The organism is Actinobacillus lignieresii (genome assembly GCF_900444945.1).
GTDB classification, from domain to species: Bacteria; Pseudomonadota; Gammaproteobacteria; order Enterobacterales; family Pasteurellaceae; genus Actinobacillus; species Actinobacillus lignieresii.
The window spans coordinates 534,760-546,710 of sequence record NZ_UFRM01000001.1 but is presented as its reverse complement, the minus strand read 5'-3'; the positions used below and the strand labels follow the sequence as shown (position 1 = coordinate 546,710).

At 38.2% G+C, this 11,951-nt stretch carries 11 protein-coding genes and 1 tRNA gene; 2 read left to right on the top strand and 10 right to left on the bottom strand.

The window, feature by feature from the left end; all coding sequences use genetic code 11:
* The first annotated feature begins 9 nt into the window (after positions 1-9).
* Entirely contained in the window at positions 10-1,470 is a 1,461-nt protein-coding gene (gene xseA, locus DY200_RS02510) for an exodeoxyribonuclease VII large subunit (RefSeq protein ID WP_115586802.1), read from the top strand.
* A 250-nt stretch (positions 1,471-1,720) separates the two neighbouring features.
* Positions 1,721-1,806 (top strand) — tRNA-Leu (locus DY200_RS02505).
* Between the two features lie 58 nt (positions 1,807-1,864).
* Here the strand turns inward: DY200_RS02505 and uraH are convergent.
* The 10 genes from uraH to DY200_RS10775 all read right to left on the bottom strand — a co-directional run bounded on the left by uraH (position 1,865) and on the right by DY200_RS10775 (position 11,948).
* Positions 1,865-2,278 carry a hydroxyisourate hydrolase gene (uraH, locus tag DY200_RS02500; protein WP_115586801.1) on the bottom strand — a complete coding sequence of 138 codons (414 nt, stop codon included), beginning with the start codon at positions 2,276-2,278 and terminating at the stop codon, positions 1,865-1,867.
* Between the two features lie 464 nt (positions 2,279-2,742).
* Positions 2,743-3,858, bottom strand: coding sequence for a VENN motif pre-toxin domain-containing protein (locus DY200_RS02490; RefSeq protein ID WP_115586799.1), 1,116 nt, complete (start codon positions 3,856-3,858; stop codon positions 2,743-2,745).
* Positions 3,859-3,911: 53 nt separating this feature from the next.
* On the bottom strand, positions 3,912-4,160 hold the full coding sequence (locus tag DY200_RS02485; protein ID WP_115586798.1) for a DUF7683 domain-containing protein: 249 nt from the start codon (positions 4,158-4,160) through the stop codon (positions 3,912-3,914).
* Positions 4,157-4,267 carry a colicin E3/pyocin S6 family cytotoxin gene (locus DY200_RS10900; RefSeq protein WP_218565491.1) on the bottom strand — a complete coding sequence of 37 codons (111 nt, stop codon included), beginning with the start codon at positions 4,265-4,267 and terminating at the stop codon, positions 4,157-4,159. Before DY200_RS10900 ends, DY200_RS02485 begins: the two co-directional genes overlap by 4 nt.
* On the bottom strand, positions 4,245-4,667 hold the full coding sequence (locus tag DY200_RS02480) for a colicin E3/pyocin S6 family cytotoxin (RefSeq protein WP_218565490.1): 423 nt from the start codon (positions 4,665-4,667) through the stop codon (positions 4,245-4,247). Before DY200_RS02480 ends, DY200_RS10900 begins: the two co-directional genes overlap by 23 nt.
* Before the next feature lie 250 nt (positions 4,668-4,917).
* The gene (locus tag DY200_RS02475; RefSeq protein ID WP_115586797.1) at positions 4,918-5,376 is read right to left on the bottom strand and encodes an immunity protein RhsI2 family protein; all 459 of its coding nucleotides are present in this window, start codon (positions 5,374-5,376) and stop codon (positions 4,918-4,920) included.
* 9 nt (positions 5,377-5,385) lie between these two features.
* The gene (locus DY200_RS02470) at positions 5,386-5,565 is read right to left on the bottom strand and encodes a hypothetical protein (protein WP_174901020.1); all 180 of its coding nucleotides are present in this window, start codon (positions 5,563-5,565) and stop codon (positions 5,386-5,388) included.
* Between the two features lie 255 nt (positions 5,566-5,820).
* Entirely contained in the window at positions 5,821-7,098 is a 1,278-nt protein-coding gene (locus DY200_RS10790) for a hemagglutinin repeat-containing protein (protein WP_244924177.1), read from the bottom strand.
* A 12-nt stretch (positions 7,099-7,110) separates the two neighbouring features.
* The gene (locus DY200_RS10785; protein ID WP_244924176.1) at positions 7,111-9,636 is read right to left on the bottom strand and encodes a hypothetical protein; all 2,526 of its coding nucleotides are present in this window, start codon (positions 9,634-9,636) and stop codon (positions 7,111-7,113) included.
* Positions 9,637-9,725: 89 nt separating this feature from the next.
* Complete coding sequence (locus DY200_RS10775) at positions 9,726-11,948, bottom strand: two-partner secretion domain-containing protein (RefSeq protein ID WP_244924175.1); 2,223 nt, start codon at positions 11,946-11,948, stop codon at positions 9,726-9,728.
* Positions 11,949-11,951: the final 3 nt, after the last annotated feature.

Here is an 11,951-nt window from a genome sequence, read left to right as displayed (position 1 = left end):
TTTCTAGATATGAACAATATTCTTACTATTACGCAACTTAACTATTCGGTACGCAATTTACTTGAAATGGAATTAGGGCAAGTTTGGCTTACCGGTGAAATTTCCAATTTTTGCCAACCCGTTTCCGGACATTGGTATCTCACCCTTAAAGACGAAAATGCCCAAGTGCGTGGTGCGATGTTCAGAATGAAAAACCAACGAGTCACTTTCCGCCCGCAAAATGGTATGCAAGTGCTGGTACGTGCGAGTCTCAGTTTATATGAGCCGCGTGGCGACTATCAAATTATTATTGAAAGTATGCAGCCTGCCGGTGACGGTTTGTTACAACAGCAATTTGAACAATTAAAAATGAAACTGGCTGCCGAAGGGCTTTTTGCACAAGAAAAGAAAAAAGCTATTCCGCCTTTTGCTAAACGAGTCGGTATTATTACCTCTTCAAGCGGTGCGGCATTACAGGATATTTTAAATATTCTAAAACGCCGTGATCCGAGCTTGGCGATCATTATTTATCCGACGCTTGTACAAGGTAAAGAAGCAACACAAGATATTGTAAATACGATTGATTTAGCCAATCGCCGCTGTGAATGCGATGTGTTAATTGTCGGTCGAGGTGGCGGTTCGCTTGAAGACTTGTGGTGTTTTAATGAAGAATCCGTTGCTCATGCCATTTTCCGTTCGGATATTCCGATTATCAGTGCAGTAGGACACGAAACCGATGTGACGATTGCCGATTTTGTTGCAGATTTAAGAGCGCCGACCCCCTCTGCCGCAGCAGAATTGGTTAGCCGAGATCAACAAGAGTTAGTACGTCAGTTACAACATCAATTTGACAAATTAAGCCTTGCTTTTGACCGCTTGTGGACGGAGAAACAAACATATTTCGAACGTTTAAAACTACGTTTAAATGCGCAGCATCCTGCTCGTCAGGTTCAAATGCAGCAGCAACGATTAGCTCAATTTAGCTATCGCTTAGAAAATGCGATACATAAAACTTATTTAACCGAAAAACAGAAACTCGAACAATTATTGCTACGTTTAACCAATCAGCACCCACAGCGTCAGTTACAACAGCAACAAATGCAATTAAAGCAAGCAGAATATCGTCTGGCGCAAGCGATAGAACAAACCTTAATCCGCAAAAAAAACCAGTGGAAACATATTACCGAACAAGTGAAGCGTAATCCCTTACCACATTACGTAGAAAAGAAAACTCAGCAATATGCTCAACTCGCACAACAGCTGCAATTTGCGATTGAAAAGAAATTAACCAAAGAACAGCAAAAATTCCAAGAGCTTTGCACGAAAATAGACGGTTTAAGCCCGCTAAAAATTTTAGCGAGAGGCTATTCCGTGACACAAACCTCTAAAGGCGAAATCTTGCGTTCAACCGAAAATCTTAAGGTAGGCACGCAAATTACCACTAAACTTTCGCAAGGCGAAATCGTGAGTGAAATCATTAAAATCAATTGATTAAAATACAAACAAACCTAATCAATTTGCTTTTTTTCTTTTTCAAATCAAGAAGTTAATCATCTATACTCTATATTGTTCACGAAGTTATCCACAATTAATGTGAATAACTTCGTGAGTTTCGATTGCAAAAGTGTTGCTTTTTACGGCAAACAATGATTCTCTGCTTTTTATTCCTTGCGCAAGCGGTCTAATTTACCTATAATCTTACCCAACCTAGTTCTTAGGTTATTCAAAATCATACACCTTTGCCAGTGTGGCGAAATCGGTAGACGCAGCGGATTCAAAATCCGCCGTTGAATAAACGTGTCGGTTCGAGTCCGACCACTGGCACCATTAAAACTTTCCTTATTCAATATGTATTAATGTTTAAATACATATACGTGAAATACAATTAGCTTCCTCTATAAGTTGAGTATCCATAAGGCGATAATGTGATCGGAACGTGGTAATGCGAGTGATCATTTAATTCAAATGACACTTCGACAAATGGATAAAAACTTTGTTCTTGCAGACGTTCAAAGTAATCTTTTACCTGAAACTTCAGTTTATAAACTCCATTATTATTTAAACCTTCTTGAATCGGTAAAAATTCTGCAATGCGCCCGTTCTTATCGGTAATATTTTTAGCAATTTGTTGCCAATTTCCATTTTCGTTATTAAGTTTGTAAAGTTCAACTTGGACATCCGCAGCAGGCTTTCCTTTGTTAATATCCAAAATATGAGTACTTAATTGATAAGGGCTAGCAGCACAAACGGAAGCGGTAAAAATTACAATCCCGCTCATCATATAACGATTTAACTTCATTTTTCCTCCTAATAGTAATGAAATTCATCGCCTAATTAGTCTGATATCAATGATTTAACTTTCTCCTGTACATTAAAATATTAATTATCGTTAGTTCCAATACCTATTTAGTACCTCATTTTATTACCTAAAACTCCTTACTTGTATTTCTGAATCTAGCAACTAAAAACAAGCGGTCAAATTTCGCTAAAAATTTGCAAATTGCAAAAGATTTTAGAGAAATTTGACCGCTTATATATCATAATATCCGCAATTATCTATTTCTCTTATCTACTTCCCATAAATAATATATAGATATAAGGGGGGACATAATTGCATACCCTATATAATATTTAGACTCAGAAAAATCTATAGGATTACTATTAATAAAATAGCCAACTAATTCCGTTCCTATTGACAATATTGTATGAGCAAATCCAAAACAAAGAAAAAATATAATTGTACAAAATGCAAATTTCATTATTTTATTTTTCATCATTACGCCCCTTATAATAACTATCAATTTCATTTTCAACTTTATTCTCTACAGATTTAGAGGAAATATTATCTATAGTATTCTCATATAAAGATGGAATTATGCTTGGCTTATAAGGTTCTGATATTTCATAAGGCAAATGCCCTTTCATTTCAGTATAATTTTTCCAGTTTGGATTTATCTTATTATTTAATGGAATTTCGATACCTTTTCCAATAACTCCGCCTACTGCGGTCGTAATCATCGATGTACATCCCTTGACTATCGGGTTTTCTTCTGTTCTAACGGAAGCATCAATAACTTCTGTAGCTGTATTTACTACAGTTGTTCCTATAACTCCCATATCTTTAGTAACAACTCCAGTTACTGTAGATATACCAATTTTTACAGGGTCTACTTTTGAAACATCTCCACCTTGCTCTATCAATTGTCCTACTATTTCAGATATGCCACTTAAACCACCAGTTATAATCATTGAGCTAGATGAGACAGAAGAAACGCCTCTTCCAAATATAAGAGCCAAATACTCTTGTAATTGTAACTTTTTAACCTCTTTCTCATGTTGTTCATAATATGTTTCCGCTTTTTGTTTATCGCCATTGAACATTGCTTTAGCCATCATTTCTATCGTTTGCTCACGCTCTTCCGTTGGATATATATCATCTGCAAAATGATTATTCTCTACCGCCCGTTTACCAATCTCCGCCCCTACAACACCGCTCGCCGTACTATCTCCTGTAAGACCTCCTGCCAACCCTGCCGCAATTTGACTCAAGTTCGCCACATTCCGTTTTTGGCTGCCTGTCAGGCTTTCAGGTTCGTCTGTGTTGTAAAGCACTTTCATGATTTCAGGCGCTGCTGCTTCTGCCGTTAAGGCTCCAACCGCTCCCGCTACCGCATTATTCCCTGTAACATGAGCTTCTACTGTACCTAATACCGCATGGGCTATCAGGTTCGCCTCTTTATTATCACCGGTTTGTGCTTTGATTAGTTTGTTAAGATACGGTGATGCCGCTCCTACAGCTGCACTTTCCACACTCCCTGTCGCTAACCCCTGTAATGCCGCTGTCGCCGCCCTAACCCCCATTTGCAGATGACTGCCCATCCCATATTCCGCTTCTATCGCTTTCGCTTCATTGCGTAAAACTTCCGCTTTTTTTAGGATGCTACCTGATAGCACGCTACCTGATACTCAACATTACTAGCCTTATACTTTTTGATCAGTTTTCCACCTCCTAGAGCTATAACTTGAGACTCACTTAAAACATATGAGCAACAAGCAAATTCATCATCATCAGGATGAATATACAAAATTGCTATATTTTCAGGTAATTGGATTAATATCGACTCTAACAACTCATCAGTATTATTACTATACACCTCTATGTATCTCTCTAATTTCATCATGGCTCTACCCTTCTAGTCGGATCTGCATTCTTAGTTTGCTCCCCTGTTTTATAATTAAACTCACCAAGGTGTTTCCCTTTAGGATTATATTTTTCTATATGTACCATGCTGGGAATCCCATTCATAAATATTTCCTTCACTATCTTTCCACCTATTTCGTAGTTTTCCTCCTCCTTGGATTGAAGTTTTACGTTTTGCCTCAGTTAACCCTTTAATTCCTGTAATCTCATCTTTTTTAGGTGCTGGAATATATTTCCAATCTCTATTTGAAACATTAGGATTTTTGACTTTCTTAGCAAAACCAGCAATCTTAGGAGAAACATTTAATCCTTGATTTTCTCGTCCCTCAACAAAAGCATCAACTAAGAAAACAATCGCTTTTTCTGCTGGCGTTCTTGTTCCATTGATAAAATCTAACTCTTTTGCATTCTCTTCAATCACAAATTCAACAAATCTTTCTTGAGCAAGAGCGGATAATGTTGATAGTTTGGAGTTAAAGAAACTCACAAGTTCTAAAGCCTTTTGATTCGCTTCTTCTAAGTGGTCTTCTACAAGATACTACATCTATTGGATATCGACTCTTAACACAAAAACAAGCGGTCAAATTTCACTAAAAACTTGCAAATTGCAAAAAATTAGGGAAATTGACCGCTTATTACGAGAATTATTTATCAACTGAATAAAATTTCTCTACTGTACCATAGAAATAAAGCTTACTTTGAAAAGCCTATCGGCAAAAATCGCGTGTCATTAAGGACTACTGAGATACAGCCATTTCAATTACAGTATTAGAATAGGTTACTTCATTAGTGTCTATACTACCCTTTCTTTCATCGTGAACATAGAATATAGAAACTTTACTTTTTAACTTAAATAAACTTTTATTTTTAATATCAGTCAAGTATATGCTTTCACTCCACAACTCTCCTGAGTCTAGGAGTAAATCAAAACTGTTATATTCATCCATGTCATCTTGACCCGCTTTATATAGACGTACAATTTCTCCTTGTACCAAACTAGTTTTGATTACAGCATTCTCTATATTCTGCCACCATTCAATACTTCCGAATAATCCATATCTCCCTTTCAACCCTATATTGGGCTTATTATCATCTAAAGTTACCTTTTGAATTAACTCCATATATGAAGGTTCTTTTCTTAACCTATCTTTTAGATCATAAACCAATACCATTTTTTTATCTAAATTTAGAAACATATTTTTTCCTTACTTATCTACTTTTTCAAACTTAATAATATTATCATTAAATTTATTTAAGCCTTCAGTTTTACCTAGTCCAGTATTTACGACCCCATTTCCGTTATTAATTTCTGGGGAGTGTCTTCTTCCTTCCAGCTTAAACAATGCCTGATTATTAGTTGACCATCCTTTTTGTGCTCTATCCATATCAGGAAAAACTTCTCTCTTTGTCGCACCGCTTCTGTTGGTTTACCTGCGATAGCTAAACTGATTGCAGTAGTAACCGCATCAACTTTGCGTTTATGCTCTCCCGAAGTTTGCCATTTCTCTGCTTCTTCTTGCTTCTGTTTTGCTAGTATTCAACTCTCATCAAGTGAGTAAAACCAACACAAAAAAGCGGTCAAATTTCGCTAAAAATTTGCAAATTGCAAAAAAGTTAGGAAATTTGACCGCTCGAAGTTTCTACCAAATAAGATAGTTACCCGCTGAAACCATTATATTACCGGATAAACTACCTAACGTACTTCTTGCTTCGCTTTGTTGCCAGCCTTCCGCTTCAGTTTCATGCGTTTCGGATTTTTTCCCAAAGGTAATACCTAGTCCACCGCCGCCAACTGCACCTGATTTTGATTTTTTCTCAAAATGTGTTTCTTTAAAATAGTTAGTATCTGCCGTCAAAGTAACATTATTCCCACCTTGAATCAGTACATCTTTATCTGCAATCGCTTGCAGATTTCTTGCTGTCACATCATTACCTGCAGAAACAATAATCTCATCACCACCTAAGCGAACACCTTCCTTGTCTCTGTATTGATTTGTATCTCGTGTCGTTTTCTTTGAACTACCGAATGCTCCGCTACTTTTTGTTCGATGATATTCTTCATAAGAACCTGAACGAGTTGCCGAATCAAGTACAAGATCGTTCTCTGCATATGCAACAAGGCGTTGTTTTGCTTCAAAATCACCACCTTCTGCATAGAGATCTTTCGCAACTAAAGTCACATTGCCGTTACCCGATATACGGCTTACCACTACATCTTGTACTGCTTCATTACGATAGTGATTGCCGCCGCCCATTTTCTCATCAAAACCGACTGCAACCGTGCCTAAATGCATTTGGTCTTTTGCTTTGAGATAAGTTAAACCTTGACCGTCATTAATAATATCCGAGCCGTTAAGGGTGATATTGTTCGCCGTCACCTGTAAGGTGCCGTTTGCATCTTTTACATGTAATAACGCTTTACGATCTAGCGTGGTTTGTTTACGTTTAAAACCGTCTAAATCAATTTCAGTATCTCGGGTGGTTGAAGAATGTGTAAAATTCCCTGCAACATCAAGGAATAATGCACTATTTGCTTCCATAACACCGCCATTGTTTTCCGCATCACCGGAAACTTTACCTTGCAATATACCGCCGGAAATCTTACCGCTATTTACCAATTTATCTGCTGCGAATTTTACAAAATTACGGCCGGCAATCGTCCCTTCATTAATTAATGAAGTAGAATTTACATTCATTTTATCAGCAGAAATCAATGTACCTTTGCCGCTAATATCACCTTTGCGAGCAACCGCATACACTTTCGGCACTAAAACTTGTTCTACTTGACCATTTGGTAATGTCACACTTTCGGTCTCTAACCAGACGATATCGGAAGTTAGCTGAGCCACCTGACTTGAGCTTAATGCAATCCCCGGACGTAAGTTAAATTTTTGCGCAAAAGTTACACCGGCATCCATTAATGCTTTATATTAGTCGTCAAAAGTTTCAAACTCACCTAAGAATTGTCTTCCGGTCAGCTTATTGATTTGCTCTCTCACTAAACGCTGTTCATAAAAACCATCACCTAAGCGTTTATGCACCGCTTCGTGTTCTGAACGAAGGGCGTTATACATATAATCGCTTGCTAACCATCTTTTTCGGTCGGTAAAATCCGGATCCGTCTCAATTAAGACATGACTATCCGCATCAGGGTTAATTTTATATAAACTCTGATTTGGTAAGCGGGTATCCGCTTTCACGCTGCGGATTTCTATTCCGTCTTGGGAGGTTGGAATTGCCGAAATAGTTAATTCTTTAAATTTTGGGGCATCTTCTTGTAAAGGCTTAAGAGCCAATTCATTTCCTTGAGACGAGATCCCATTTGCTTCTACTGAATTAACATAACCATTGAACTCACTTGGTGTAATATCATTTCTTTCTTGCCAAATTCCCATATCCTTATGAGTTTCATTAATACGCATTAATGGACCATGGCTATTATCTTTACGCTGGAAATAACGTCTATGACCACCCCGCCATACTGTATAAGAGAAATGACGATTCCCTTCCTCAATATCTTGATGGATAGCATCTTCATCATCTCTATTTTCTAACTTACCGATCCCTACTTGCTCAATACCTTTAGCAATTACCCAGCTTTTATCATTTAAGAATCGCTCGCTGTTATATGTAATTCCTTCTCCTGAAAGGATCTGCGCAGGCGCAGTACGAGTAGTTACATTCTCTTTAACATATTCCTTTTTAACATTAATTGCCCAGAAACGATCATACACATCCCCAACAATCTCTTTATTATGCGTATCAATCGCTTCTGTCAATGCTTTGAGTTTATCGCCATATTTATTTGTCCATTCTTGTAATGGCTTCATTAACTCATAGTCTTTTTTGGCTTGGACGGCTTTATCATAAGCCTCTTTTTCTTTGCGATAATTTTCTAGTTTTGTCTGAAATACTTCTTCACTTTCATTAGCTTGTTTAGCTGGTTGTATCGGTAATAGTGGAATTACAGGCAAAGTTTGATTCTCTTCTTGCTGATCTAATTTTACAAGTTCTTCATCTGAAAGAGAGCTTAACTTCTCATCATTTAATTCTAAGCGTTTTAAATATGCAGCCATTTCTGGAGTAATTTCAGGCACATCTTCTGTTGGTGCCTCAATACCAAAATATCCCCAAACTGGGCTATCTTTTTTATAAACACCTGCATCTAATGACTTACAATTCTGATTGTCGTCACAATTAACCTGATTAGGAGATGCTAATACCTTACTTTTGATTTGATCCGTATCCGTAATAACTTCCAAATTATTCACATTGTATTTGCGCATCCATTTCCATGTACGGCTAAATCCGATCCGCTGTAATTCATCAGTACTGATATACAGCAACTTACCGTTGTTATAAGGTTGATCAACTTTAGTTGCCTCTCCCTCCGGCAAAATATAATTCTTATCGACTTCATTTATAGGACCGACAATTTGTAATTCGGAACGATAGTACTTATTAATATTTTCAATATTCTTAATATTCAGTACCGTATGTCCTACCGCTTCTATCACACTACTAATATTTTTAAATGAGTCTGCTTGTCCTTCTGCAAGATCTTGATCATTTAGTTCACTACCAAAAACAATGTCTCCACCACTATAAATATAGCCGCCACCTTTTAGGTTTTGATCATAAGTAGCCATTTCATTCGCAATCGTTTTACTTGCTAAATCTAAACGTTTACGAGCCGCAATTGTTGCAGCTTTACCGCTCTCATCTTGATTAAGAATATTTTCAGCTCCAAGTGCAACATAATCACCATAAATACGGCCGGAACCTTTATTCTCGATAACTTTAGCTTTAACGACAGTTTTTGACGTATCCTCTTCATTAAAACTATTAATTAAGCCTCTATTTTCAACTTTGTCATTTACCGTGATACGAGTATGCCCTGAACTAATACGACCGTCAGCCGCATTGTTTAAACTTTGCGCCGTTAAGGCTAACTTATCACTAGCTGATAATTTATGATTATTGACCACATTACCAAGCGTCTCGATAGCAAGGGTACTTTTTGCATTAATATTATTCTTAGTATTAAAATCATCTTTCTGTTTAATACTTAGATCTTTAGCTTCTAAATGTCCATCTTCACTGATCGCTTTAGCCTCAACAGATAATCTCTTTTCTGCTTGGATCTTACCTTCTTTATTTGTCACTATAAGATCAGTTTGATAACCTGAAATCGATAATCCTCCCCAACTTAAAATCTCACCAGCCTGATTGTTCACTGCCTTAGCAATATTCAGTAAACCCTCGCTTTCCAGATAAATACCGCCTTTTTCGTTTTCTAAACGATCCGAAGTTAGCGTCAGTTTTTGTGCAATAATACCTTGTGTCGGTATTTTACCTTGAGCGATAGTGCCATTATTTTCGAAAATTGGTGAATTCACCACTAATGGTGCACCGGCTTCAATTAATGAGCCGTTTTCCGTCACTTTGTTATTCAAGATATGTGATGCCGTGATGGTTCCGCCCTGCTGCGTTTGAATAAAACCACCTTGGTTATCAAGTAACGCTGTATTAATAATAAGTTGCGCTAAACTCTGAATTTTTCCATCCTGAGTATTCGTAAGCTGCTGACTATTGGTATTGATCTGCTGATTTTCCGTAGAGAAAAACGTACCCTTCTGGTTATTAATTTCAGCCGAATCAATTTGTAATGTCCGGACAAAATCTGCCCTTGTTGGTTATTCAAAGCTTGTTTCTGTGCATCTAAAACAAGGTTATCTTGCGCTGTATAAAGCGTTCCTTGCTTATTATCCACTCCGTAAGCGGTTAAATTTAGCTGATTTTTTGCAGAAATCGTGCCTTGTTGATTATTCAGTAAACTTGAGACATTTAAATCCACACTGCTGTTTTGGCTGGCAATCACGCCTTGTTGGTTATTTAATTTTTGACTATTAACCGTTTGTGCTTTATTGCTAACCAAATAACCTAATTGGTTATTCAGTGCTTGCGTTTTGATATTCATTTCCGCATTCGAGACTAAGCGCCCTTTCGTATTATCGAGTTGCTCCGCTTCAACGGTAAATTTACCTTGTGTTTTTATCGCACCGCCTTGGTTATTTATTGTTTTGGCTTTGAGGGCAAAATCTTGCTCACCGGTCTGCTCCCAAACCGCATTTTTTGTGTTTAATTCGGCTTGTGTCGTTTGAATATGTGTTGCACTGACGTGGCTACCTTCAGTAGATAAAGTTTTAGGCGTGTTTAAACGTAGAGTCTCTTTAGCGCTGAGTTTGGCTTGGTTTGCTTGCATATCGCCCGTTTTAGCATGAACGTCAATTCGGTTGGCACTGGTTTGGCTTTTATTTAAATCAGCTTTATCCGCTTTAATTTGTAGCGTACCGCTTGCAATATTTTTGCCGTTTAACACCGCTTGTTGGCGTGTGCTAATCTGAATATCCTTACCATTATCCGTTTGTGGTGAGAGCTGGCGAGCTTCACCTTGCGCCGTCTGCTGAATCTCTACGCCGGCAGCAATCAGTGACGATTCACTTGCTTCCACTCGATTAGCATCAAAACTGATTTTTCCTTTCGCAATAGTTTCACCGCTTTGACGAATGCCATTTGCCGCTCGTTGTTGGATATCGCCTTGTCGTGCTACAATTGAGCCGTGTTGTTGGATATCCGCTTGGCTAGTTAAAATGATATTGCCTTGGTTGGTTTCCAATTTTCCGTGGTTTTCAATGCCTTTTGTACCTGCAAGTTGTACTTCTTTTTGGGCGTTAAATGTACCTCGATTGACAATTCTGCCTTGACTGTCAATTTTTAAAGTTTCGCTACTTGCACCAATATGTCCAGCATTGCAAACACCTATGCCGTTCTCCGTGCCGATAAGGTGGATTTTGCCCGAGTACATTCCGCCTAATTCGCCCACATCCACCGCAAATTTAGGTTGATTTTCGTCTGCACGCGGTTGATTTGTGTGAATGATTTGCAACTCTTCCGTATTATTCGACCGCTTGATGGTATTTTTACCCGCCACGACTTTGGTTTCTTTTTTCGACCAAATACCGGCGTTCACTTCTGCTTCACGGGCTAAAACCTCGGTATAGTCCACTCGGCTATTATCCAAACCTTTACCGGAGACCTTAACCTTACCTTTTTCCACTACAAAACTTTCGAGATGACCATTTTGAACCTGCGGTTTACCAGTGGTTAAAGTGGCTCGGTCGGAGTTAATTACTCCGCAACCTGCACAGTGGATGCCGTTCGGGTTGGCAATAATCACATCGGACTTTTTACCTGCGACTTCCACATAGCCTTTTAATACACTTGGATTATTTGAGGTGACTTCATTTAAAATAACCTTGGCTTCACCACGGGCAAGATAGGGGTTACCTTGTACCCAACCGCCTTGTTGCGTTTGGGTATTGGTGCGACTATTGTTCAGAACGGCACCTTTGGTATCGACGCTAAATTGATTGTATTTATTGTGCGATAAACCTTTATCATTCGGAGTTTGGATATTAACCTGAGGTAAACCGTTGGCAGTTTGTAACACAATCGGTTGTTGGTTTTTCGGTGCGGTTTTATCCGCTTGAATAATCAAAGTTTCTGCAAGGACATTATCAGAAAACGCCACAAAACCTAACGCACAAAAGAGGCTAAAGGTAAGCGGTCGCATTTTGGAAAAAATTTGCGAAAGAGAGAATGAGGATTGTTCAGTAGACTTACCTTCAGACTTGGCAAGTTCTGACACGACCACTAAACGTTGTAAAGTCTTGCTGAAAATGACACGGAAACATTGTTTATTCATTTT